The 25,496-nt window shown below is 35.8% G+C and carries 18 protein-coding genes; 9 read left to right on the forward strand and 9 right to left on the reverse strand.

Annotated elements, in window-relative coordinates; all coding sequences use genetic code 11:
- Nucleotides 1–2 precede the first annotated feature (2 nt).
- Nucleotides 3–1,289, forward strand: coding sequence for a glutamate-1-semialdehyde 2,1-aminomutase (gene hemL / locus ACFQ13_RS16660; protein ID WP_386119368.1), 1,287 nt, complete (start codon nt 3–5; stop codon nt 1,287–1,289).
- A 53-nt stretch (nt 1,290–1,342) separates the two neighbouring features.
- Here the strand turns inward: hemL and ACFQ13_RS16665 are convergent, their stop codons facing one another.
- The 5 genes from ACFQ13_RS16665 to lysS form a co-directional block, all read right to left on the reverse strand.
- The gene (locus tag ACFQ13_RS16665) at nt 1,343–1,699 is read right to left on the reverse strand and encodes a hypothetical protein (RefSeq protein WP_386119370.1); all 357 of its coding nucleotides are present in this window, start codon (nt 1,697–1,699) and stop codon (nt 1,343–1,345) included.
- Between the two features lie 111 nt (nt 1,700–1,810).
- Nucleotides 1,811–2,275 carry a hypothetical protein gene (locus tag ACFQ13_RS16670; protein ID WP_386119374.1) on the reverse strand — a complete coding sequence of 155 codons (465 nt, stop codon included), beginning with the start codon at nt 2,273–2,275 and terminating at the stop codon, nt 1,811–1,813.
- 217 nt (nt 2,276–2,492) lie between these two features.
- Nucleotides 2,493–4,982 carry a zinc-dependent metalloprotease gene (locus ACFQ13_RS16675; RefSeq protein WP_386119490.1) on the reverse strand — a complete coding sequence of 830 codons (2,490 nt, stop codon included), beginning with the start codon at nt 4,980–4,982 and terminating at the stop codon, nt 2,493–2,495.
- An 89-nt stretch (nt 4,983–5,071) separates the two neighbouring features.
- Nucleotides 5,072–6,331: a fibronectin type III domain-containing protein gene (locus tag ACFQ13_RS16680; RefSeq protein WP_386119376.1), complete on the reverse strand. Its 1,260-nt coding sequence runs from the start codon at nt 6,329–6,331 to the stop codon at nt 5,072–5,074.
- A 140-nt stretch (nt 6,332–6,471) separates the two neighbouring features.
- A complete protein-coding gene (gene lysS, locus ACFQ13_RS16685) occupies nt 6,472–8,160 on the reverse strand; it encodes a lysine--tRNA ligase (RefSeq protein ID WP_386119378.1) in 1,689 nt (562 codons plus the stop codon).
- A gap of 239 nt (nt 8,161–8,399) precedes the next feature.
- Here lysS and ACFQ13_RS16690 point away from each other — a divergent pair, with 239 nt between their 5' ends.
- Genes ACFQ13_RS16690 through lipB form a run of 3 tightly spaced genes read left to right on the forward strand, consistent with a single transcriptional unit; the run spans nt 8,400 to nt 10,089 of the window.
- On the forward strand, nt 8,400–8,558 hold the full coding sequence (locus ACFQ13_RS16690; RefSeq protein ID WP_114308615.1) for a YqaE/Pmp3 family membrane protein: 159 nt from the start codon (nt 8,400–8,402) through the stop codon (nt 8,556–8,558).
- Nucleotides 8,559–8,598: 40 nt separating this feature from the next.
- Nucleotides 8,599–9,363: a hypothetical protein gene (locus ACFQ13_RS16695; protein ID WP_386119380.1), complete on the forward strand. Its 765-nt coding sequence runs from the start codon at nt 8,599–8,601 to the stop codon at nt 9,361–9,363.
- 12 nt (nt 9,364–9,375) lie between these two features.
- A complete protein-coding gene (gene lipB, locus ACFQ13_RS16700) occupies nt 9,376–10,089 on the forward strand; it encodes a lipoyl(octanoyl) transferase LipB (RefSeq protein WP_386119382.1) in 714 nt (237 codons plus the stop codon).
- On the opposite strand, the gene ACFQ13_RS16705 is transcribed toward lipB, so the two are convergent.
- From ACFQ13_RS16705 to ACFQ13_RS16720, 4 genes are all read right to left on the reverse strand, one after another.
- Complete coding sequence (locus ACFQ13_RS16705) at nt 10,086–10,832, reverse strand: YoaK family protein (RefSeq protein ID WP_386119384.1); 747 nt, start codon at nt 10,830–10,832, stop codon at nt 10,086–10,088. The two genes, lipB and ACFQ13_RS16705, sit on opposite strands and share 4 nt — an antisense overlap.
- An 83-nt stretch (nt 10,833–10,915) precedes the next feature.
- Nucleotides 10,916–11,968, reverse strand: a complete 1,053-nt coding sequence (locus ACFQ13_RS16710) for a nucleoid-associated protein (RefSeq protein WP_386119386.1) — start codon at nt 11,966–11,968, stop codon at nt 10,916–10,918.
- A 62-nt stretch (nt 11,969–12,030) separates the two neighbouring features.
- Nucleotides 12,031–14,394, reverse strand: a complete 2,364-nt coding sequence (locus ACFQ13_RS16715; RefSeq protein ID WP_386119387.1) for a ribonuclease HII — start codon at nt 14,392–14,394, stop codon at nt 12,031–12,033.
- 107 nt (nt 14,395–14,501) lie between these two features.
- Nucleotides 14,502–15,104 (reverse strand): ribonuclease HII, encoded by a 603-nt coding sequence (locus tag ACFQ13_RS16720; protein WP_386119389.1) that lies wholly within the window; start codon nt 15,102–15,104, stop codon nt 14,502–14,504.
- 213 nt (nt 15,105–15,317) lie between these two features.
- Between ACFQ13_RS16720 and ACFQ13_RS16725 the strand changes: the two genes are divergently transcribed.
- From ACFQ13_RS16725 to ACFQ13_RS16745, 5 genes are all read left to right on the forward strand, one after another.
- Complete coding sequence (locus tag ACFQ13_RS16725) at nt 15,318–18,572, forward strand: SusC/RagA family TonB-linked outer membrane protein (RefSeq protein ID WP_386119391.1); 3,255 nt, start codon at nt 15,318–15,320, stop codon at nt 18,570–18,572.
- Nucleotides 18,573–18,586: 14 nt separating this feature from the next.
- On the forward strand, nt 18,587–20,068 hold the full coding sequence (locus tag ACFQ13_RS16730; RefSeq protein ID WP_386119393.1) for a RagB/SusD family nutrient uptake outer membrane protein: 1,482 nt from the start codon (nt 18,587–18,589) through the stop codon (nt 20,066–20,068).
- 11 nt (nt 20,069–20,079) lie between these two features.
- Nucleotides 20,080–20,808 carry a hypothetical protein gene (locus ACFQ13_RS16735; protein WP_386119395.1) on the forward strand — a complete coding sequence of 243 codons (729 nt, stop codon included), beginning with the start codon at nt 20,080–20,082 and terminating at the stop codon, nt 20,806–20,808.
- Nucleotides 20,809–20,934: 126 nt separating this feature from the next.
- Nucleotides 20,935–22,896, forward strand: coding sequence for a S8 family serine peptidase (locus tag ACFQ13_RS16740; RefSeq protein ID WP_386119397.1), 1,962 nt, complete (start codon nt 20,935–20,937; stop codon nt 22,894–22,896).
- Nucleotides 22,897–23,031: 135 nt separating this feature from the next.
- Complete coding sequence (locus tag ACFQ13_RS16745) at nt 23,032–24,984, forward strand: putative porin (RefSeq protein ID WP_386119399.1); 1,953 nt, start codon at nt 23,032–23,034, stop codon at nt 24,982–24,984.
- Nucleotides 24,985–25,496 lie beyond the last annotated feature (512 nt).

Below are 25,496 nucleotides of genomic sequence, written 5' to 3' on the forward strand. Positions count from 1 at the left end.
TTATGTTATATCAAAGAAGTAGTGCTTTATTTAAAGCGGCTCAAGAAGTTATTCCTGGAGGTGTGAATTCTCCGGTTCGAGCGTTTAATGCTGTTGGTGGAACTCCGATTTTTGCGAAGTCTGCAAAAGGGGCTTATGTTTACGATGAAGATGGTAACCGTTTTATAGATTATATAAACTCGTGGGGACCTATGTTATTAGGGCATGCGTTTCCACCTGTTGTCGATGCTGTTGTAGAAAAAACAAAACAAGGAACTTCTTTTGGCATGCCTACAGCAATAGAAACTGAAATTGCTGAATTAGCGGTTTCTATGGTTCCTAATATTGATAAAATTCGCTTTGTAAATTCGGGTACAGAGGCTTGTATGAGTGCTATTCGATTGGCACGTGGCTATACGAAAAGAGATAAAATTATAAAATTTTCAGGTTGTTATCATGGGCATAGCGATTCGTTCTTAATTGCTGCCGGAAGTGGTGCGGTAACCTTTGGGACACCTAATAGTCCTGGAGTAACTGAAGGTACAGCTAAAGATACGTTATTAGCAAGATATAATGATCTGGATAATGTAAAGACACTTGTAGAAGGAAATAAAGATGAAATTGCAGCCATTATTATAGAACCTGTTGCGGGTAATATGGGTTGTATTCCACCTGTAGATGGCTTTTTAGAAGGCTTAAGAGCCCTTTGTGATGCTCATAATATCTTATTGATTTTTGATGAAGTCATGACCGGTTTTAGATTGGCTAAAGGTGGGGTGCAAGAATTAATGCAAGTAGATGCCGATATCGTTTGTTTTGGTAAAGTTGTTGGTGGTGGCTTACCAGTAGGAGCTTTTGCTGCTAGGAATGAAATTATGAATCATTTGGCGCCTTTAGGTCCGGTGTACCAAGCAGGAACATTAAGTGGTAACCCATTGGCTATGGCAGCCGGATTAGCAATGCTAAAATCGATTCATGCAGATGCTGATTTAATGACAAGGCTAGAAGCAAAAACCAAATACCTTCATGAAGGAATGGCTCAGGCCTTAGATAAAAATAATATTACCTATACCATTAACCGTATAGGTTCAATGATCTCTGTTCACTTTGCTGAAACGGCAGTCACGGATTTTGACACCGCAGCAGAAGGTAATAATGAGACGTTTAAAGCTTTCTTTCATGGAATGCTTGATCGTGGTATTTATATTGCACCGAGTGCCTTTGAAACTTGGTTTATAACCGATGCCTTATCTTATGAGGATTTAAATGAAACCATAGCAGCCGTAGAGGATATTGCTAAAACCTTGTAACAAAAAAAAAGTCTCGCCATTGGCGAGACTTTTTTTTATGAGTGAAACGACAATTAATGGTTCACTAAAGTTTTATAACGTTTGTATTGTGTTGGTGTCAATACTTCTTCCATACCAGATTCAAATTGTGCTTCAACAGCAGCAATCGCTTCTCTATTATCTTCGTTTTTAGTTTGATTAATCATGTAAGAATCGTAAGTGTAAGTTCTTACAACATCGTAAACATCATCTAACTGCTCTTTTTCAAGATCAATCATTTTTGCCAAACTTTCTGTTTTCTGAGCAGCTTTAGCGTTGATTATAGAATTTAATTCCGTGTTTTTTTCTAATTTACTGTTTTGTGCCACAGCAGATTGTGTTCCTAAAAAAAGTGCAAAAGCAAATAGGCAAAGCGTAATTATTTTTCTCATTATGGATTAATTATTTAAAATTAGAAGACTAAAGTAACAATTTAAATCAATAAAATGAAAAAGTATCGCCATTGACGATACTTTTTTTCTTTTAGCTTAATGGGCTATACCTTATTTTCTATCTCCTCGATCTTTGCGATCGCCGTTATGCTTTCTTCTTTTTTGATCACGTTGTGGTTTCATTTTTTCGAATTTAGCATATTGTTCTTCGGTTAAGATAGATTTCATTTCACGCTTCATGGCAATCATCTGATCAAGTCTGTGATTTTCACGAGCAACTCGCTCTTCAGCTGTAGGCTTTTGTTTTCCTTCTGCTCTTGCCGCTTTATGAGCAGCTCTTAACTTCTCATTAGCTTCAGCTTGCTTAAAAATAACCTTTTGTACTTTGGATTGTTGAGCCTCGGTTAAATCTAGCTTTAAGGTTAGTTTTTTAGATTTTAGGTCAGCAATATCTTTAGCAGACATTGTTTCTCTCATTTCTGAACGCGTTCCTTTATCGTTGTTCTTACGGTCTTTTCTCTGTGCAAACCCGGTAGCAGTAACCAATACTAGGGCAATAATTACTAATTTTTTCATGTTGTTTTATTTTATTGTTATATCTGTTTAGATGCTATAAATGTTAAAACGTTTAATACGTTATGGTATTTTAACAATGAATTTAACAGTCTGTAATAAATTAGAACGGGCTAGAAGGGGCGTTTTTATGAGGTTTGCGGCACGTACAAAAAGGCGTAAATAAAAAAGACTCCAAGCGAACTTGAAGTCTTTATATAAAGTAAATAAGGTTTTAAATCTATTTAGGATCTAAAATAAGGTTGATACGTTCTATAGCATCTGCGATATGGATTTTACTCATCGTATCTCCACCACGAGCTGAACGTAATTGATTCTTTAAAGTCTTTAATTCGGCTCTAACAACGGCTCTAATATCAGATTGACTTGTGTTTACTGGTGTTACCTTTACATAAGCACTAGATCTTCTGCTTTGTCTTGGCGATTCTGCAGCCATTAAATATTCTAAACGGTCAATATAAGCACGTTGTAAATTACGTCTGTAGGTATCTATTTTTTTACCGGTACGTAATTCACTCCACACTCCTTGACGAAGATCACTCATCATATCGGTTAAAGCGTAAGCTTTATTATCGTAAGTATAAGCTTCAATTAAACGTTGCATTTTTCCTAGACTTAAAATGTTGTTTAGGGTTCTTGCTTGCATCGCTCTTACACGTTCAACAGAACCTGTAAACTCTATACGATCAAAAATGTTTTTGTCTATTAACCATTCTGGTGTTTCAAACAATTGCTTCTGAATAAAAGCCATTGCTTTTTTCTGGTGTGCTTTAGGTACAGCAGTGTAAACTACACCCTCTTGCTCTGAGGTCTTGTAATGTTCATAAACACCACCAATATTGTTAGAAACATGTCCCATATAACGGTTAAACTGTGACACAACGTGTCCATACATTTCATCTAAATCGTCATAATCTTCACCAGCTTCAGTAGTCCATTCAATAAGATTAGGTACAATACGTTTTAAGTTTTTAATACCGTATTCACTCGCTAACATAGCGTCATCACCTAAATCTTCTGTTTGTGAGCTAGGGTCTACTACATCACCAGCTTGTTGGTGTCCAAAACGGTACATTGGGTCACCTTCATGCTTGGTGATCCATTCGTTTAGAACAGGCTTTTCTTCTTCTGGTGTTTTGTCTAAAATTGGTCTATAACCCCATGAAATAGCATACTTGTCATAAGTTCCTATTTCGGGCATTAAAGCAACACCTTCATCACCAGGTTGTGCCACGTAGTTAAAACGAGCATAATCCATAATAGATGGTGCTGTTCCGTATTTTTTAGTGAATTCAGCATCACGTAATTTTTCAACAGGATAAGCAACACTACTTCCCATGTTGTGTGGTAAACCTAAAGTATGACCTACCTCATGAGCAGATACAAAACGAATAAGACGTCCCATAACTTCATCTTTAAACTGTGGACTCTGTGCATCAGGGTTTATAGCCGCTGTTTGTACAAAGAACCATCCGCGTAATAAAGACATAACATTGTGGTACCAGTTGATATCACTTTCTAAGATTTCACCAGTTCTTGGGTCACTAACGTGAGGTCCATTGGCATTTGGAATAGGAGACGCTAAATAACGTACTACAGAGTAACGTGCGTCTTCAGGGCTCCATTCTGGATCTTCTTCTATAGAAGGTGGGTCTTTAGCAATAATAGCCTCTTTAAAACCAGCAGCTTCAAAGGCAACTTGCCAATCTTCAATACCTTGCTTCAGGTACTTTCTCCATTTTTCTGGAGTGGCTCTATCAATGTAGTAAACAATTTGTTTCTTAGGAACAACAAGTTCTCCACGTTTAAATTTTTCAATATCTTCATCTTTAACTTCTAGTCTCCAACGGTCTAAGAACTCAACAGATTTACTCTTTTGGTCTTCTAAACCGTAATCAGTTTGGCTACTTGTAAACCAACCTACACGTTTGTCAAAATAACGACGCTTCATTGGGTTAGCCGGTAAAAGAATCATTGAATTATTAATTTCTACTGAGATAGCACCGGTGTTAGAATTTGATGGTGGTGATCCTGCAGAATACGTTTTTACCGTTCTAGATTCAATATTAGTTGGGTAAGATTTAATAGATTCAATAAATGAAAGCTGACCATCTAAACGCGAAATTTTATATTGTTTTCTCGCACGTTGTGGAAACCCTAATGGCTTAACATCCTTTGCAAATAAGTCTGTTACATCAATAACAGTATTTAAAGAATCTGTACTAAAAGCTTTAATTGGGAAGGTTGCAATAACAGGTTCAAAATTAGAGTTTTCAACAGCTTCATGCACAGGTAAAGAATCGGCTGCTACAACTTGGTGAGATACCATACGTAAAAGCACTTTTTTGTTTTTCTTTTCCCATCGTAAGACTTGCTCACTTAGTTTTCCTCCACCAAAACCAAGTCCTGATGCAGTTTTAGAAATACGAGTCACCATAAGCATTTCTCTATCGAAAAGTGAGTCAGGGATCTCGTAGAAGAATTTGTCGTCTACAGTATGTACTGTGAATAAACCTTGGTCGCTTTTAGCATCTTTAGTGATGACTTTAGCATAAGGTTGAGGGTCGTTTTTTCCAGGTTTTTTACCTGAGCGTTGTGTGGTTGCGGTGGCATCTTTTTTAGATTTGCCAGCTTTTTTAGCCGTAGAACACGAAAATGCTAAAAAAGTAGTAACTACAAGGAGTAGCCTTAAGTTTAGGTGTTTCAAGATAGTCAATTTTTTTAAATTCGGTTGAAAATACATATTCTATTAATGTTATGTTAATAACGGGCCTGACTTTAGTATTTTTTTAACGCGGTTTAATCTAAGGTATTGAGGTAAGATTGAATAAGATCTACGCCTTCGGTGTGCTGCATGGAGGTGCCTATTAGTGGCATACTAATCCCGTCTAAATAGAAGCTCATTCTATAATCAATAAGAAAAGCTTGTTCTACAATATCACTATCCTCTAAAGGGGTTTCATAAGCCAGATTAAGTGTTGATAAATCTTCACAATGCCCACCAGGAATATGGCAGTGAGCGCAATTGATATCCATATACGCTCTCGCTCTTTCCTCTAGGGAAACACTAGAGTCGTCCCATTTAGGAAGGCTTCTTACGGAAGCACTACTTGAAACTCCAGATAGCTGCTGATTGCTTATCCATTGTTCTAACTGATTAGTGCCATTAATGTCAAAATTTAATGATCTTAATTTTGGACCTATGGGCTTCACCGTATTGGCATTAGCGTGGCAGGTAAAACAATCTGTGTTTGATGGAATTTTATAGTTCGCTGTTTGGGGGGTACCTTCCATGTCTATCCAAGATACGGGAAGGGTGCTGCCTTCTGAGTCTAATGTAGCGTCTGTTTGTTCCTCATTCCAAATATAATTTCCGGTTTGCCAAGTGCCGTTACTTTTAATTAAAATTCGTGTTTCAATAATGTGTTGTCCTAAGCTGAGGTCGCGTTCGTCATTATTGTAAAAAAAGGTTTTAGCAATAACTGTTTGGTCCGGGAAAATAGGGAGTCCGTCACCGTTAAATGCCATCGTTGTCCCTGCGGGCAAGGCGATAAGGCGTTGTTTATGGGCGTAATCGGTAAATAACGGTGTGCTAAGTTCGTATGGAATGGCTTGTGGTGAAATACTGAGTGAGTTTAAAGGCCCCAGAAATAAATTTAATTCAGATAATTGGGGTTTAAACTCAGGAATTACAGGAGCTGATGTGGTACTTAAATTATACAAGGCGGTACGCAGACTTTCATTGTTGGTGTCGCATAGGTTTTGCACATAAACATCATAAGAAGTGTTAGGTTCTAGTTGGTCAATGAGAACGGTAGGATTGGTGGTTAGGAGTGCGGTTCCGTTACCTACGGTAAACCCAGAAAGGCCATATTCTACCCGGTAAGATGAAGAGGCGTCGTTTGCCGACCAAGTGATCGTTATAGAATGATGAGAAATGGCTGTGGCAGTAACATCGGTAGGGGTATCGCAAGCTGCAATAAGTTGGTCGGCATCGTCATTAGAGCAAGCGCTTAGTAAGACAAAAAGTAGAGATAATAAGCCAATTTTTCTAATCATGAGTGGTGAGTTGTTGATCCATAGTGTGTTGCTAAGTTAGTAAAAACTTTATCAACAGCGGCGTGCAGGTGGGGTGAGACCAAAAAAAAGAGAATCGTTTGAAGGATTCTCTTTTTTGTAATGGATATATTATTTAGACTTTAAACCAACGCAACAAATAAGCCGTCGTCTGTTTTTTCTACTTTAGTTAGTCCGTGTTTTCCTAGACCTTTGATGCCTTTATCCCAACCTTTGTTACTTAATCCTGATTGTGATTTTAAGACGTTAAGATCCATACGTTTTTCCGTTTTTAAAACCTCTAAGATGGCTTTTTCATTATCGCTAAGATCTACCTTTTTCTTTTCTGGTCGCATCTGTGGGAAGAATAATACTTCTTGGATACTTTGGTTATTGGTTAAGAACATGATTAAACGATCCATTCCAATTCCCATTCCAGATGTAGGAGGCATTCCGTATTCTAAAGCACGTAAAAAGTCATGATCGATAAATTCTGTGGCTTCATCGTCCCCTTTTTTAGCTAGTTTTAATTGGTGCTCAAAACGCTCTCTCTGATCAATTGGGTCATTTAATTCTGAATACGCATTGGCAATTTCCTTACCACAAACCATTAACTCAAAACGTTCCGTTAATTCTGGGTTTTCTCTGTGCTCTTTACATAACGGGCTCATTTCCTTAGGGTAGTCCGTAATAAAGGTCGGTTGAATATAATTACCTTCACATTTCTCCCCAAAGATTTCATCGATAAGTTTACCTTTCCCCATCGTTTCATCCACTTCAATGTGCATGGCTTTGGCCGCGGCTCTTATTTCATCTTCGGTCTTATTATAAATATCAAATCCTGTAAATTCTAGGATAGAATCGCGCATTGTGATACGCTTATAAGGGGCTTTAAAATTAATTTTATGTTCTCCAAAAGTCGCTTCAGAAGTTCCGTTTACAGCAACAGCACAATGCTCTAAAAGTTGCTCACAGAAGTCCATCATCCAGTTGTAGTCTTTATAAGAAACGTAGATTTCCATAGCGGTAAACTCTGGATTGTGCGTACGGTCCATACCTTCGTTTCTAAAGTTTTTAGAAAACTCATAAACCCCATCAAAACCTCCTACAATAAGACGTTTTAAATACAACTCATTAGCAATTCTCATATATAATGGAATGTCTAAACTGTTGTGGTGTGTTATAAACGGACGTGCTGCAGCACCTCCAGGAATAGGTTGAAGTACTGGTGTTTCTACTTCAAAATACCCAGCGTCGTTAAAAAATTGACGCATAGCATTAAAAAGTTTAGTACGCTTTATAAAAACTTCTTTTATGTGCGGATTTACAGCCAAATCAGCATAACGCTGGCGGTAACGTTGCTCCGGATCCGTAAAAGCATCATAGGTTTTTCCATCTTTTTGCTTCGGAATAGGTAAAGGCTTTAAAGCTTTGCTTAAAAGTTTAAAATCTTTAACCATTACCGTTTTTTCGCCAACTTGAGTTGTGAAAAGTGTGCCTTCAATACCCACGAAATCACCTAAATCTAAAAGCTTTTTAAAAACGTCGTTGTAAAGTGATTTGTCTTCTCCTTCACAGATTTCATCACGGTTAAAATAAACTTGAATACGACCTTCACTATCTTGTAGTTGAGCAAAAGAAGCTTTACCTTGAATATTAATAGCCATTAGACGACCAGCAATGATAACCTGTTTACCTTCTTCGTAATCAGATTTAATCTGTTTGGAAGTATGGTTAACTGGATATAAATCCGCTGGATAAGGGTTAATCCCTAAAGCTCTTAGCTTTTCTAACTTTTGGCGTCTGACCAATTCTTGTTCTGAAAGTTGCATTCTTATTGATTTTTAATGGCTTATCTCCACTTTTTTGATAAGCAGGTGCAAAATTACAATTTTTAGAAAAATTAATGAGCTCCTTTTGGTTTTGATTTAGCTCTAGGTTCATTTTTTTTAAGGTTGTAAGGCCAATGGCAAGGTTAAAGGTTCTTAATTCGGGGTTTCTTATTTAAATATGTAACAATTAAGGGGCACCTTCGTCTAAATAGTTACAACAATCCTATTAATCCCTAGATATGAGTTTTTGGCGTGTTATTCTTTCCATTATTTGTCCACCTTTGGCAGTCTTAGATAAAGGCTGCGGATCTATTATCATTACGTTTCTCCTTTGGCTCTGTGGTTGGGTTCCTGGGGTTATTGCAGCATTGATTATTCTTAATAATCCGAAGCGATAAAAAGCCTACCTTTGCAGTCTTAATTTTTTTTATGTCTACGATGAAAACAATAGTTACATTAGTTACAGGTTTAGCCTTAATGCTGTTGACAAGTTGTCAATTTTCAGAAAAGATCTACATCAATGAGGATGGTAGTGGTCAGGTTGTATTTTCTATGGACGCTTCAGAAATGATGGGTTTTATGGGGCAGATGGGCGATGATGCTTCAGAAGGAATGGACAAGGCTGTAGATTCTACAATTGTCTTTAAGGAATTTTTAGTCGCGTATAAAGACAGTATTGCGTCTCTGTCTCCGGTGGAACAAGAAAAGATAAAAGCCATGGAAGATTATAAGCTTCATATGGTGATGGATCCGGATAAGGATAAAATGTTATTTGATATCGAGGCCGATTTTAAGAATCCGAATGAGCTTAGAGATATGTTTAAAGCGATGAATAGTTTTAATGATTTTAAGGGGGCTGAAAATGCAAGTGAAAATTCAGCATTTAGTCCTTTTTCTAACTTAGGAAATGACGGAGCAACAGCGGTGAGTTATGCCTACGACGGAAGGCTTTTTGAACGAAAGGCTGAAATCTTAGACGCCGAGAAGCATCAACAAGCTTTAGATAGTTTAGGGCAGTCTGAAATGCTTTTTGCATCGTCTAAATATAAAATTGAATACCATTTTCCTAAGGCCATTAAATCCTTTTCAAAAGAGGGCGCTATGTATAGTTTAGATAAAAAAACGGTAAGCTTTGAAGTTGGATTTTTAGAGATGCTTAAAAATCCTGAATTACTAGATATAGAAGTTGTTTTAGAGGATTAAAATCATATTATTTTGAACAAAACCATACTGCTCGAAGATTTAGGACGAAAAGATTTTAAAGAAACTTGGGATTACCAAGAAACCCTCTTTAAAGCCATCTTAGATACGAAGATTAAAAACAGAAGAGAGGATTTGAGTTTAGAGACTCAGAATCACTTTTTGTTTGTAGAACATCCACATGTTTACACCTTGGGTAAAAGTGGAGATTTGTCTAATTTATTGCTTTCTGAAGCTGAATTAGCGGAGAAAGAGGCTACATTTTATAAAATAAATAGGGGTGGAGATATTACCTACCATGGACCTGGACAAGTTGTAGGATATCCCATTTTAGATTTAGATAATTTTTTTACAGACATCCATAAATACTTACGTTTTTTAGAAGAGGTCATTATTCTAACCCTTGCAGATTACGGTTTAGAGACTGAACGTAGTCCTGGTGAAACCGGTGTTTGGTTAGGAGTAGGAACACCTTTTGCTCGTAAAATATGTGCCATGGGCGTTAGAGCGAGCCGTTGGGTAACCATGCATGGTTTTGCTTTAAATGTCAATGCTGATTTAGGTTATTTTGACAATATTATTCCATGTGGAATTAAAGGGAAGGCTGTTACGACTTTAAATAACGAACTAGGAGTAGAGCGTGTTGATGAGGACGCTGTAAAAGCTAAAATTTTAAAACATTTTAGTACGCTTTTTGAAGCTGAATTTAATTCTAACAAGGCGTATTAGTAGGTTGTTTTTTTACGTTGTTGATGCCTACGTGTAGTGCGGATAATCTGATACCTAAAATCGTCATAGAACAAGCTAATCAGTAGGATAATTGCTCCTATAATTAGCGTGTGGATGTTAAACTCTAATCTAGAGTAGATAAAGCCTCCTATTAAGCCACCAGAAAAAAAGAAGCAGATTATAAATAGTCTTAAGGTTATTGTGGCTTTTAAGGCCTGATGCTTTGCCTTGTATTTCTTGAAAAAGAGCTGCGATAATTCGATTCCTAAATCGGTAAATAAGCCTGTGAGGTGTGTGGTTCTTACAACGGCATCAGAGATCTGTGTTACCAATGAATTTTGAAGTCCCATAGCAAATAAGAGGGCGCAGACAACAAGATTAGCAACAGTGTTTAGCGTTTCTAAGTTACATAGACCTATAGAAATAAGAATAACAACTTCTAAGAGCGTAGGTAATACAAATACATTAAGTTTCTTGCTTTCTCTAAAGCGTTCAATTAAAAAACTTGAGCAAAAAGCCCCTGTTAGGAAAGAGAAAATATAGACCACGTAGATGGTGCCTTTCCAAAATTCAAAATCGGCAACATCACTAATAAAAAACGCAAAGTGGCCTGTAACGTTTGTGGTTAACTGACTAAAGGCTAGAAAACCAGAAACATTAACAATACCGGCCACAAAAGATAATACCGTGGCAATCCGCAGGTTGTGTATTAAGGTTCTGCTAGTGCCTTGGTGTCTAAACATGGGTTTTTAATTTGTAGTTATACCTTCAGTAATAATTAGGGTTTTAAGGGTGAAATATTGCGCTCAATTTTTATAATTAAGGCTTAATTTTCATCGTTAAAAAACACCTTGTAATAATGCATTTTCTTGTCCTCGTCGTAACCACGTTCTAAATATTCAGCAGAAGCATCAGGTGCATCTACATCAAGTTTTATTTGAATGTTCGTGTCGAGTTTTATTTCAGTTTTAATCTTCTGTTTTTGCTTTTTTAGGGCGACTTCAGACACGTCAAACTGATTTCTAATCAGGACTTTGTTGTCCGATTCGTAGGTTTTTTTATAGTCTTCAAATAGCTGAATTTTATCTTCTTCCTCAAAAACTTCTTCTTTAAAGGTCTCTATATTAACAATTTCATTTTCTTTAAAAAAGTCAACCGTTTTAGCTAAGAAATTACTTTGCTCTTGACCGCCAAAATTAGGTTGAAGCACCTCTTTAGAGAACTCTCTACATAACTCAATACAATTCTTTGTGTGTTGATTACTATCGTCAGGGTATTTTATGTTTAAAAAACTCTTAATCCAATATTGTGTGTCGTAGCTATTGTTATCTACACTAAACACAATTTTTCCTTCCATATCGGAAGTATTCAAAATTAAGCAGCCTTTGTCTACTTTTTTAGCTTGAATACCTTTCTGTACTAGAATGTCGTAGTTGTTACCGTCCTCTAGATACGTTTGAAAAAATTCAGTTTTATTTTCAATTTTATAGATCCCAATGGCATCCGTAAAATAGTCTTCGTACTGAATGTTATCAAAATGGCAAATAAGAACATCGCCAGTTTTTATTTGTGCCGAGTTACTCTGCTCAAACAAATGGTTAACAATATGTTTAGAAAGGTCTACAAAATCGGCATCGTCTTTAAACAATTGCTCGCTATAGGTGTTGATTTCGTTTAAAGCAACATCGCTATGATGGTGAAAACGATAGCTCTCAGCCACACTAACAAAAGGTTTTAAAAGGTAAGGAAGCATAAGGTGGTAGGTCGCCTCGTCAAAATCTACAACAGCATCTGAAAATGCATTTTTAGTGCCATTAAATTTGTTACCTACTTTATGAATAATGCAACTTTTTATGGAAGCTTTTTGTCTTTTTATCATGGGAAATCTGTGGCTTTATAGCGTATTAATTATTATGAAATAAGGATAAACAATTTTAGATCTTAGTTTATTTTATAGACCACAATAGTTTGGTCATCACTTTGCGTAATGAGTTCTAAATCTCGTTCATCATCTAATTTTTCTAGGGTGGCGGCACCTACACCAAAAACAGGGAAATTAGGAATCGGTTTCGCTTGGCTATCAAATAAGTAAACTTTTTTAGCTTGTTTATCTGTTGTTGTAATATAAATTTTATCGTTTAAATAGAAAATTCTTGGGGCGGTATAATCGCCATAATCCAAATCTATAGTTCTAGATTTTATGGTAAGCTTATTTTCATTTAGGGTTACCATAGTTTTGCTGGTGGTACTCAGGTTATGCTTATCCGTTAAATTAAGGTTTTCTCTAGTGATGGTTCCTCGGGTATTTACCTGTACAAGTTGCCCTAGCGTATTGGTCGTGGTAAATTTATTCTGGTATAAATAAATGGTATTGTCAGAAAATTGAAAACCTTCCTTAAGGTTAATTCTATTTTGTCCTTGTCGGTTAAGAATTTTTAAGTCTTTACCCGCCGCGAAAACAATATAATCTTTTGTGCCAATACGATAATGTTGGGGCTGAGTTTTTAGGGCTGCACCATTGTTTTTATAGTTAAATCCTTTTATAGATTCGCCTTTAGCGTTATACATCAGTAAGTGCTTGCCTTGTGTCACTAATAATCGGTAGGCTTTACGTTTGTCGTAATCAAAAACTGAAAGCGGTTGAGTAATAGGATCGTTAAATTTTAAAGGAAAAGGAGATACGTCATTACCGTTGCGGTCTAGAACATAAACCCTATTTTCTGTTGCGAAAGCCAATTGCAAGCGGCCATTTTTATACATGTCTATCTGTTCAATAGCGCCTAAAATTTGACCTTGTAGTTGTTTTTTCCAAAGGATATTTCCGGTATTGGAAATAAGATATAAAATATTGTTTGTGTCTTGGGCTACAATATCGTGGGCCTTGGTAATATGATTTTTTACCACTTGTGGCGCCATAATTAGTGGGTGTTCTAAGCTTGTTGTAAACGCTTCATTAACGGAGTTGGTGGCCGATCTCTTTTTAAATTTTTGAATTATACCGTGAACATGGGTGTAATGATCTTCATGAATAAACTGAACAGCATTGGCATCATAGCCTTTTAAAGATGCATCGAGGTAAGAAGATAGGGCGTCTGAGTCTTTATATATAAATAAGGAAGCCTCATCGCTGAGTTGGGTTTGCATGTTAATGAAGGCTTCAGAATTTGAAAGGGTTTGCCGGTTGAGGGCATTAACCAGAATAGATTTTAAAGCTTCGGGTTCGGCTGTGAAAATGACAAAGTTTTCAAAAACAGCGAAATATTTAGCTTCTTCAAACGTGATAAATGGATTTAAAATGGTCTTAAAGAAATCAGGGTCCTCAAAATTGAAAATATCCAGATCTCTAAAGGTTTCTAAATGCGATTTTTCCTCTATAGCTTCAACCAAAAGTTTGGGGTCTAAAGAATGAAGAATCAGAGCTTCATCGGTACGCGCGATCTCATTTGTAAAGTTTAAAAATGTAGGCGTTTCAGGGTTTAAATTGAGCTCTTTAGACGAATTATTTTTAAGAAATACCGAAAAGTCGTCGTAGGTAATACTTAATAAGGATTTGGTGGCTTTTGGTGCAATTTGTGGTGTGTTAATTTTTTGTGGAATAGTGAAATTAAAACGATCCATAAAATTGGCAATAGAATCCCTCGCGGTTAAAATACCATGATAGCTTAGACCTTTGTTATGTGGGGTAAAATCTAAAACTGTATAGTTAGAATGATCCTCCTCTATAAGCGGTGTAAACAATAATTCTGAATAATTAACGGCTGCGGACTTAAAAACAATCGAGGCGACCGCTTTGGTATCGGTCGTTTCAATAAGTTGACTTAATGCGATATTTTCATTTTCAGCATTTAAATTTTTCAAGAGGTTTAAATCGTTAGAACCTGCAAAGGTATTGCCAATGACTGTATGGTAAATGACAGATTCATCGATTTGGGTCTTCGTAATTTTAGAATTCGCTAAAGTTTCAGAAATAAGGTTTGGGAGGCTGTCTATAACAAATAAGGTACTGTCGTGTTTTGTTAGAATAAGATAATCCGTTACGGTAGAATCTTTATAGGTAAGATAAACTGGTGCTGTGGTGCTAAACTGTTTTAAGATTGGAGAGACAGCTTTAAGGTTGTTGCTGTAAACAGTTTCAAGAATCGTATTGTTAGTAATACTGTTTAAAAAGTCATTTAATTCATTAATCTGAATAACGGCTTCAGCATTCGGTGGAATAAATTGATAGGAGTGTTTGGTTTTATTATAATCTTTCTGACACGAGATCAGGAAAAGGAGTAAAATCGATAAAAAACCAAGTCGCTTCATTAAAGTGAGTTTTTAATTAAAGGACAAATATAAAAAGTAAAATGCAGTCTCATTTTAAAACGGCGCATTAATAATAGTAAAGCTAAAGCTAATGAAGTTGCTTTGGCTTATAAATCTAATTCATATTGTTCAGGTAATAAGCGAAAGGATTTACGGTGGTATTTTGTAATCCCGTATTTTTCAATAGCGGCTCGGTGTTCTTTGGTAGGGTAGCCTTTGTTTTGTTTCCAGTTGTACATAGGGAATTCTTCATGTATTTTTTCCATGTAGGCATCTCTGTGGGTTTTAGCCAAAACGGAGGCGGCCGCGATACTCATATATTTTCCATCACCTTTAACAATGGTTTCATAAGGGATGTTCTTAAAGGGCTTAAACCGATTCCCGTCTACAATAATAAACTCAGGTGATGTCTCTAATTTCTCAATAGATTGGTGCATGGCCAAAATAGAAGCGTTAAGAATATTAATGCTGTCAATTTCTTCTTCATAAATATGGGTAACCGCAAAACTGATGCTGTCTTGTTCAATAAGGGGTTTTAGTAAGGCTCGGTTAGATTTGGAGAGCTGCTTAGAATCTGTTAAGATACTGTTGTTAAATTGTCTAGATAAAATAACAGCGGCGGCTGTAACCGGACCTGCTAAACACCCACGGCCAGCTTCATCTGTTCCGCACTCTATTTTATGATTTGAATATTGAAATTTTAGGGCCAAAATGTTAATTTTTGAACAAAGTTAAAATTTTAACGCAACCCTTTTGGTTTTTTTACATCTAAGAAGTGAGTTATCCGCGAAAACAGTAGAAAATTGTATTGTTGGAATTGTTGTCATTATCGTAACATACTTAACATTTTTTTAGCAAAAACGTTTGCTTATTTAATATTTAATTAAGATGTTTGCAACTAGACTAACTCAAATAATTGTTTTATGAAATTAAAGTTAACATGGTTATTAACGCTTTTTATGGCGTTCGTGATGCAATTTTCTTTTGCACAAGAGAAAACTGTCACAGGTACAGTTACAACGGCTTCGGATGGTTTACCTCTTCCAGGTGCAAGTGTAATTGTAAAAGGGACCTCTAGAGGTCAACAAACAGATTTTGATGGTAAGTATACCATTCAAGTCAGTCAAGGAGATATTTTAGTAGTTTCATACGTAGGTATGAAAGATGCTGAAGTTCTTATTGGTTCAGGAAGCACATATGATGTTTCAATTGAAGAAGATAGTGCTTTAGATGAAGTTATTGTTGTAGGTTATGGAACAACAACTAAAGAAGCATACACAGGTACTGCAACTCGTATTGAGACAGAAAATGTAGAAGCTAAAGCGGTTTCTAACGTTTCTGAAGCGCTAAGAGGTGAGGTTGCCGGTGTAAACGTAATTTCTTATAGTGGTGCGCCAGGAGCGGATGCTACAATTAGAATTCGTGGTTTCGGTTCTGTAAATGGAAATTCAGATCCTTTATATATTGTAGATGGTGCTCCTTATGCGAGTGACCTTTCTTCAATTAACCCTGCAGATATCGAAAGCATGACTGTATTAAAAGATGCTGCGGCAACTTCTATTTACGGTTCAAGAGGTGCTAACGGTGTAATCGTTATTACTACGAAATTAGGGAAATCTGGAAAAACAATTGTTTCTGTAGATTTTAAAACAAGTGTTAACACATTATCATTACCTCAGTATGATATTGTTGAGTCTCCAGAGCAATATATTGAATTGTCTTGGCAAGCACTTAAAAATAAAGGAACATTACAAGGGCAGGCAGATCCTGCTGCTTGGGCAAGTGCAAACTTATACGGTACTACAGAAGGTATCAACAGTGCATACAATATCTGGGATACAGATGGTGCTAACTTAATTAATCCTGCTACAGGAGAATTTAACTCAGGTGTTAATCGTAAGTATACACCAACTAAATGGTCAGATGCTGCTTTTGGTACAGGAATTAGAACTGAAGCTAACGTACAACTTAGTGGAGGTAATGAAAGAACACGTTTTTCTACGTCTTTCGGTTATTTAAATGATGAAGGATTTACAATCAACTCTGGTTACAACCGTTACACAACAAGATTAAATGTTGAAGATAAGCCAGCAGAATGGTTAACAGTAGGAGCTAATATTGGTTTTACAGGAAGTAAGTATAACAACTCTTCTAGTGATGAAGGATCTTCAGGAAGTTCTGGAAATATTTTCGCTTTAACAAATACAACACCAGCAATCTACGATGTATATTTAAGAGATGCTAATGGTGATTTAGTTGCCGATCCTATTTATGGAGGATACCAGTTTGATTACGGTTCTGAATACGGAAGAAGAGCATGGAACTCTACCAATGGTATTGGTGATGCTACTTACGATTTAGCACGTACAGATGTAGTAACAATGTTAGGTAACTTCAATGTTGGTGTTGACATTACTAAAAACTTAAAATTTGAAACACGTTACAGTGGTCAAATTAACACTTCTAACTATACGTCAATGTCTAACCCATATTATGGTAGTGGAGCGTCTAGTCAAGGTTACTTATTTAAAAGAGAGTCTACTAACATTAACCAGAACTTCTTACAAATGTTACGTTATACGAAACAATTTGGAAGTCATAATGTAGAGGCATTCGTAGCACACGAATCTACAGTAAACAGATATAACTATTTATCTGCTGCTGCTCAAACAGCAATTATCCCAAGATCTACAAGTTTAGATCAGTATACAACTGCAGTAGGTCAAGCTTCTAGTTATACTTTAAGAAGAAGTTTAGATAGTTACTTTTCACAGTTTAACTACAACTATGACCAAAAGTATTTCTTTACAGGGTCTATTAGACGTGATGGATCTTCAAGATTTATCCAAGACAAATGGGGTACTTTCGGATCTGTTGGTTTAGGATGGGTTGTTTCAAACGAAGATTTCTTTGCTAATGTAGATTTCTTAGATTACTTAAAAGCTAAAGGAAGTTACGGTGTTATTGGTGATCAAGGTGTAAATACACTTTACGGTTACAATTTCTTCACGATTAACTCTACTGCTGATGGATCTATTTCTTACTCTCCAACGGGTGAGGCTGCAAACCCAGATTTAACATGGGAAACTTCTAAAATCACACAGTTTGGTATAGAGTCAACTTGGTTTGATGGTTATTTAAACTTAGATGTTGATTACTACGTTAAGAATACAACAAACTTATTCTTTACTCAAGAGTTACCAACATCTCCTGGAGATTCATTCATCAGATATAATGATGGTGAAATGAGAAACAAAGGTCTTGAATTTGATGCTCAGGTATTTATTATTAAAAACCATGAAGATTGGAGATTATCACTTAATGTAAATGGTGAGATGTTTGACAATGAAATTGTTACAATGCCAAAAGATTACATTACAGGAGAAGATAAAATCATTGATGGTAACTTATCTGTAGGAAGATCTTTATATGAGTGGAACATGAGAGAATGGGCTGGTGTAGATCCTGCAACAGGAGCTGGTTTATGGCATGCTTACTTTAATGATGTTGATAACGATGGTATTTTTAACTCTGCTAACGGAGATGAGAGTATTTCTAACTTAACATTATACCAATCAAATAATCCAGATGCAAACATTGTTAAAACTGTAACATCTTCTTATACTTATTCTGATGAAACAGAATTAGGAGCGACTGAAGCTTACGTTGGTAAATCAGCTATTCCTAAGATAAGAGGTAGTTTCCGTTTAAATGCAGGATATAAAAACTTTGACTTATCTGCACAATTCGGATATAGTATTGGTGGATATGTTTATGATGCAGGTTACGCAACGTTAATGAATAACAGAAGTTTAATAGGTTCTGATAACTTCCATACTGATGCAGCTAGTGCATGGTCGGAGCCAGGAGATATTACTAATATCCCAAGGTTATCTGCAGGTTATGCTACAGATGTAAATTATAGTGCTTATTCTTCTCGTTTCTTAACTAAAGCAGATTATTTATCATTAAATAACATTAAGTTAAGCTACTCTTTACCAAGTGATGCTGTAGAAGCTATGAAATTAAGACGTTTCAACATTTTCGTAACAGGTGATAATGTTATGATGTTATCAGTAAGAAACGGTCTTAACCCTACAACATTCATTGGTACGTCAAATTCAGGTGTTTATATGCCTAGAACTGCATTTAGTGTAGGTGCTAAAATTGAATTTTAAAAAAAAAAATGATTATGAGAAAAAAGTTAATTTATTCAGTAGTATTATCCTCGTTAATGTTTATGGGGTGTAATGATGAATTCCTTGAAGGTGAAAATACAAGTGTCTTAACGGCCGAAGGTATTTCTGAGCACTCAGGAACTTATACAGAATTATTAGATGGTTCACTTAACGGTATTACCAGTTTAATTATTGAGCCGTTTGGTATCACTGGATCTAGCCATGATGACTTTGGTCAGAAAGGTGTTGATATCTGGACAGATATCGTATGTGGTGATGTAGCATTGTCTGCAAGTGCATACGGATGGTATAATGCACCATCAAACTTAGTTTCAACTGTAGATTATACAGATGATACTAACTCTACAATTTGGGAGTACTATTACAGAATCATCAAAATTGCTAATGATGTAATTCAGAGTAGTGGTGGTAACGACGTTATACCAGAAAGTGATGATGCTAAACGTATCATGGGACAAGCAAAAGGATACCGTGCTTATGCATACTATAACTTAGTACAGTTATTCCAAAGAGCTTATGATCCAGATCAAGAAGTATTACCATTTTATAACATCGATACTTATAGCTTAGAAAAAGTTCAAGCTTCTGTAATTTATGATCAGATCATTTCTGATTTAACAGATGCAACTAGTCTTTTAGATGGATATTCTCGTGAGTCTAAAAATCAGTTAGACAAAACAGTAGCACAAGGTTTATTAGCCTATACTTACGCTGCAATGGGGAACTATTCAGATGCTAAAGTTTATGCTGATGCTGTAATTAATGCAGGTTATCCTTTAACAACAACAGGAGAATTAGCATATCCTGGTTCAGGTTCAGGGTTTAATGATATTAACGCTGCGTCATGGATCTGGGGTTATGATTTAACTGAAGATTTAGGTCACCAATTAATTGACTGGTGGGGACAAATGGATTATTTTACATATAGTTATGCTTGGGCAGGAGATACAAAATCAATTGATGATTTATTATACTCTAAAATCTCAGCTAACGATGTAAGAAAAACACAGTTCGGTACTGGTGCTGCACCATTACAACCAATCAACAAGTTTTTTGATCCGGGTAGAACGGTTGCAGGACAATACGTAATTTCTACGGATTTAATTCTTATGCGTTCTGAAGAAATGTATTTATTAAGTGCTGAAGCGTCTGCTAATCTTGGTGATGAAGCTGCTGCTAAAGCCATCTTATTAACAATGTTAACTGACCGTATGGGAAGTGCTGATGCTACAACTTACGTAACACCTTTAACTGGGCAAGCGTTAATTGATGCAATTTATTTACAGACTCGTATTGAGTTATGGGGTGAAGGTAAATCATACTTCGCTATGAAGCGTAACCAAGCAACTGTAACTAGAGGTACTAACCACGTGTTTAGAGCTGGTGAGTCTTTTGAGTATGATTCTGATGAGATGTCTTTCCAGATTCCTCAAAACGAAATCGATAACAACCCTAGTATTACTGGTCAAAACTAAAAATTATTAAAATGAAAAAATATTATAAATATCTTGCTGTGCTCACAGCGGTCGTAATGTTCAATTGTGAGGCAGACGACGAATCTAAGTTAAGTAACTATGTAGGTTTTGAATTGAGCCCTACAAACTTAGTCTTAGAGCAGAATTCCACTGGTAGTGTAGATGTAAAGGTTTACGCAAGTGAAGTTTCTAGTTCAGATCGTACATTCGCTTTAGAAGTGGATCCAACGAGTACACTAGCAACGACATATTCTGTACCTGCTACGGTAACCATCCCTGCTAACACAAACGAAGGTGTGATCTCTGTAACTGTTACAGATGATGAAAACTTAAGTTTTGATGATGCAGTAGCACAAGTGTTAACAATAGACTTTACGCCTACGGCTGGTGTTGCTAACGGTGATAGTTTTTCTATCAATGTAACAGAAGCTTGTCCTAGTATTTATGTAACTTTATCAATCACTACTGATGATTGGCCAGATGAAACTTCTTGGGAGTTATTTAACTTAGATTCAGGTCAAGTATCACTTTATGCAGGAGGTCCTTATGTAAACCCTGATGATGATTTCACAACGATTAATAATGAATGGTGTTTATTACCAGGAACTTACGGAGTTGTAGTTTTCGATTCTTACGGTGACGGTGGAAGTACGTATACAGTAACTTCTGGTTCAACGGTGTTTGTTGAACCTACAACCTTAACAAGTGCAAATTCTTCTTCAGTTTTTACAATTGAATAATTGCAATTATAATTTTAAGTAAATTAAAGCCACCATATTTAATATGGTGGCTTTTTTAATTAAAGATGGCATTATGTATTAATTTAAAATTACTGTATATTGCATCAAAAATTACATACCCTTACTATGAAAAACTATTTACTATTTATTACCTTTTTATCCTTGTGTATTTCGGGTAATAGTCAAAATGCTGAAAAAGACAAATTATCAAAAGGAAATTTAGCATTGATTGAAAGGTTTGAATCTCAAGAGCAGGCAAGATCTGCAAGAGTTGATGCCTATTTAAAATCACATCCAGAGGCAAAACTCACCATTAAAGACGGGATTAATTTAAGTCGAATCTACGATGTGGTAGATGGTGTGGTATTATACAAATCTACAGACAATTTATTGGCAAGCCGTGGAACTAAAACATCTTATTTACAAGTTGGAGGACAGTTAGGTTTAGATCTTGATGGAACAGGAATGACTGTTGGAGTTTGGGATGGTGGACCAGCATACGCTGGGCACGCTGAATTTCAAAATGCAACAAACACAGGTTCTAGAATAACTGTTATTGATAATGCTTTTGCTGAAGATTCTGATGAAGAATTTAGTAGTCATGGAACACACGTTTCGGGTACTATTGGAGCAAAAGGTGTAGATGCTAATGCTAAAGGAATGGCAACTAACGTTAACATTAAATCTTATAATTGGAATAATGATGAGACGGAAATGGTTTCTGCGGTAAATGCGGCAACTAATCCTATTATTTTATCAAATCACTCTTATGGTGTACCTGTAGAGAGTAGTAACGGTACAGATTTACCAGCTTGGTATATGGGTGCTTATTCTCAAGATGCTAAAGATATTGATGATATTGCTCGCGAAAATCCTAAATATTTAATCGTAGCCTCTGCTGGTAATAGCGGAACAACGACCTATGACGGTGGGATGTACCCAGGATACGATAAGTTAACAACAGATAAAAACGCAAAAAATAATCTTGTTATAGCCAATGCTAATCCTTCCTTAGCATTATTTACTTACGATTTAGAAACTTTACTGATTAATACATCAAGTAGTCAAGGACCAACAGATGATTTAAGAGTGAAGCCAGACATCGCTGCAGATGGAACTAATTTATATTCTCCTATTCCTGGTGATACCTATGCAACTTATAGTGGTACCTCTATGGCAGCACCAAATACAACTGGTACATTAGTTTTATTACAACAGTATTATAATCAGTTGCACAGTACTTACATGAACTCTGCAACCTTAAAGGCATTAGTGTGTCATACTGCAGTAGATGATAGTCAAGAAATTGGACCAGATCCTAAATTTGGATGGGGATTCTTAGATGCTAAAGCATCAGCAGAAACTATTTTAGATGCTAATAATGATTTAGCAGTTTTAGATGAATTAAATTTAGAACAAAGTGAAACCTATACGATGACATTTTCAGCACAAGCTGGAGATAAGTTAAAAGCTACAATCTGTTGGACTGATGTATCTGGAGGTATTAACAACGGAGACGTAAATGACGCTACAGCACGTTTAGTTAATGATTTAGATTTAAGAATTACTAAAGATGGTGACACATTCATGCCATGGAAATTAAACTATGCTGCAGATTCTGGGTTCTCAAACTCAAAAGGAGATAATGTAGTAGATAACGTAGAAATTGTGGAAATCGATGCACCTTCAACTGGGGTTTATACTTTAACAGTTTCTCATAAAGGAACATTAGTTAGCGAAACTGGTGGGTTCTTCGATCCAAAAGATCAAGATTTCTCATTAGTAGTTACAGGAAATAGCTTAGCATTAAGTACAGAAGAAAACGCACTTTCTAACAGCTTAGTGGTGTATCCTAACCCTAATAAAGGTGAGTTTACAATTAGTTTCGATTCTAACTTAGCAACAACCTCAGATGTTGTTATTGATATTTATGACATCAGTGGACGTAAAGTGTATCAAAATACCTTTGCAAACGTAAACGGACAGTTTAATAAAACCATAAACTTAACAGGAGTTGCTTCTGGAGTTTATGTTGCTAATATCGCTCAAGGCGCTAATAAAACGTCTCAGAAGATTATTATTGAATAATCTAAGTAAAGCATTTTGCTAACTAACGGCCAACAATCTATTTGTTGGCCGTTTTTTTTTGTTAACTAATTTGTAATTTTTTATTCTTAAACAATATTTTATAGTTTACTTTGTTTGAAATTTATAAAGTTTTAAATGCATCATAAAAATCTATATGTTATCCTTTTTTGTTTGTTTTTAGTTCCTGTCGCGGCACAAACTAAATTAACAACAGGAAACTCACCCAATAGAACCGATACCTCGGCAACTAAAAAATCTAAGGCTTATAAAGATGTTGCTAGAATAGATATGTATCTGAAGTTTAAAAATGCTGAAGACTCTATAGCGGTAGACACCACCTTAACGCTAAAGAAAGATTATAAGTTTAATTATCTTCAAGAAGATAATTTTGGGCTTATGCCTTTTGCCAACATGGGACAAACTTATAATAGCCTTAGTTTCGATGCTTGGTCTAATCATACCGCACCCCAATTTGCAGCACGGGCCAGACATTTTAATTACTTGGAGCACGAGGATATCTACTTTTATGAAGTGCCTACACCTTGGACACGTCTAACCTATAAAACAGCATTTGAACAAGGTCAGCTCCTCGATGCCTTTTTTACAGTTAACCTCACTAAGCAGTTTAACTTCTCTATCGCTTATAAAGGATTAAGATCGCTAGGGAATTATCAAAACGTGTTAACAAGTACCGGTAATTTTAGATTTACCTCTAATTACAATTCTAAAAACGATAAATACCATGCAAAGGGGTATATCGTTATGCAAGATTTACTAAACAATGAAAATGGAGGCTTATTAACTGAAGACCTGGTTAATTTTACATCGGGTAATGAAGAATTTTTAGACCGTTCGGTTTTCGATCCACAATTTCAAGATGCTGAGAATATATTAGAAGGGAAAAGATTTCATTTAGAACATTCTTATGATCTGTTAAAGAAACAAGATTCCTTAGCGCAAAATAAAATTACACTGTTTAATAAAATCTCGTTCGAAGATAAATATTACCGTTACAGTCAAACTTCAGCAGCAACTTCATTCTATGGCGATGCATTTGCCACAAGTATCTATGATAAGGTAACACTAGAAGACTTTAAAACCTCTGTAGGCTTTCTATATGCCAATAATATAGTAGGAGATGTGGAGTTTGCACTAAACTATACAGATCTCAATTACGGTTATGATAGTTTAGTGTTATTCCCAGGAGAAACCATTCCCAACCGTATTCAAGCCAATTATTTCGGAGTGGAAGGCGCTTACGCTAAAACGTATAAAGGATTTAAGCTCTCTGCCAATGCAGCCCTTAATTTGTCAGACAGTTTTGTGGGCAGTTATATAGACGGTAATATAAGTTTAAAACTCAATGACGATATACAACTCTCAGGAGGATTAGCCATCAATTCCAGATTAGCCAATTATAATTTCTTACTGTATCAAAGTGATTACGTCAACTACAATTGGTATAACTTAGAAGATTTTAAAAATGTTAATACCCAACAACTAAATATTAAGTTGCAATCCGATAAATGGTTCAACGCAAGTCTAGACATTTCTAATATCGATAATTATACCTATTTCAATCTAGACGAAACCGTAGATGATGTCAACGTTATCCGACCAAATCAATACACAGAACCTTTACAATACTTAAGGTTTAAACTTCAGAAAGAATTCAAGTTTGGTAAATTCGGCTTAGACAATACAATCATGTATCAAAACGTCGTTAGTGATGCAGATGTTCTTAATGTCCCAGATTTCATTACGAGGAATACACTTTATTATTCAGATGAAATATTTAAAAAGTCTCTAAAGTTTCAAACCGGAGTCACATTAAATTACTTTACAACATACTATATGGATGGTTACGATCCATTGCTAGCAGAATTCTACACACAAAACACAACAGAGATTGGCGCCTTTCCAAGATTAGACTTTTTTCTCAACGCCAAGGTCAGACAAACTCGTATTTTTTTTAAGCTAGAACATTTCAATTCCTCTATCACAGGTTACGATTATTTCTCCGCACCAAATAATCCATACAGAGACCTTACCATTCGTTTTGGTTTAGTCTGGGATTTCTTTCTATAAAATAGTTTGGGCATTGCACTTTTGCTTTTCAGCAGCAAAAGTGCCGCGTCATCCGCTATATCTTTTTTTTTGCGCCGTATAAAGACCAAAGCAGTTGTTAAGCTTTAAAATAACAAGAGCTCACAATACAACAATGACACCTTCAAAAAAAAAGGATGCCGCTACTACCGCTAATGCGAAAAAAAAGGGAACAGTAATCTGAGAGGTTTACAAATCATTTTATAGGCAAAGAGTAGCAAGAATATCATAACCTATAGAAAAGCTGTAATTTTATTTAGTTTTAAATCGCAGGGTTTTAAGGCTTTAAAAATTAAACAAAAATAAAATCCAAAAAGCACTTGCGAGAAAGAAAAAGGGTTGTATATTTGCACCCGCTTAACAAAACAATGTTAAGCAAAAGTAAAGAAATAAGTTCATTAACATATTGAATTGACAGCGTAAAAATTAACTGGAAACGGTTAATTAAAAACAAGAGAATAAATCATTTAGAGTACTAGAATAATTCCTATTAG

The sequence above is a fragment of the Winogradskyella rapida genome (genome assembly GCF_042675845.1).
In the GTDB taxonomy this organism is placed as follows: domain Bacteria; phylum Bacteroidota; class Bacteroidia; order Flavobacteriales; family Flavobacteriaceae; genus Winogradskyella; species Winogradskyella rapida.

Excerpts from the sequence above, each read along its gene's own strand:
- hemL (WP_386119368.1), top strand. The coding sequence starts at position 3 with ATGTTATATCAAAGAAGTAGTGCTTTATTTAAAGCGGCTCAAGAAGTT.
- ACFQ13_RS16665 (WP_386119370.1), bottom strand. The coding sequence starts at position 1,699 with ATGAGAAAAATAATTACGCTTTGCCTATTTGCTTTTGCACTTTTTTTA.
- ACFQ13_RS16670 (WP_386119374.1), bottom strand. The coding sequence starts at position 2,275 with ATGAAAAAATTAGTAATTATTGCCCTAGTATTGGTTACTGCTACCGGG.
- ACFQ13_RS16680 (WP_386119376.1), bottom strand. The coding sequence starts at position 6,331 with ATGATTAGAAAAATTGGCTTATTATCTCTACTTTTTGTCTTACTAAGC.
- lysS (WP_386119378.1), bottom strand. The coding sequence starts at position 8,160 with ATGCAACTTTCAGAACAAGAATTGGTCAGACGCCAAAAGTTAGAAAAG.
- ACFQ13_RS16690 (WP_114308615.1), top strand. The coding sequence starts at position 8,400 with ATGAGTTTTTGGCGTGTTATTCTTTCCATTATTTGTCCACCTTTGGCA.
- ACFQ13_RS16695 (WP_386119380.1), top strand. The coding sequence starts at position 8,599 with ATGAAAACAATAGTTACATTAGTTACAGGTTTAGCCTTAATGCTGTTG.
- ACFQ13_RS16705 (WP_386119384.1), bottom strand. The coding sequence starts at position 10,832 with ATGTTTAGACACCAAGGCACTAGCAGAACCTTAATACACAACCTGCGG.
- ACFQ13_RS16710 (WP_386119386.1), bottom strand. The coding sequence starts at position 11,968 with ATGATAAAAAGACAAAAAGCTTCCATAAAAAGTTGCATTATTCATAAA.
- ACFQ13_RS16715 (WP_386119387.1), bottom strand. The coding sequence starts at position 14,394 with ATGAAGCGACTTGGTTTTTTATCGATTTTACTCCTTTTCCTGATCTCG.
- ACFQ13_RS16725 (WP_386119391.1), top strand. The coding sequence starts at position 15,318 with ATGAAATTAAAGTTAACATGGTTATTAACGCTTTTTATGGCGTTCGTG.
- ACFQ13_RS16730 (WP_386119393.1), top strand. The coding sequence starts at position 18,587 with ATGAGAAAAAAGTTAATTTATTCAGTAGTATTATCCTCGTTAATGTTT.
- ACFQ13_RS16735 (WP_386119395.1), top strand. The coding sequence starts at position 20,080 with ATGAAAAAATATTATAAATATCTTGCTGTGCTCACAGCGGTCGTAATG.
- ACFQ13_RS16740 (WP_386119397.1), top strand. The coding sequence starts at position 20,935 with ATGAAAAACTATTTACTATTTATTACCTTTTTATCCTTGTGTATTTCG.
- ACFQ13_RS16745 (WP_386119399.1), top strand. The coding sequence starts at position 23,032 with ATGCATCATAAAAATCTATATGTTATCCTTTTTTGTTTGTTTTTAGTT.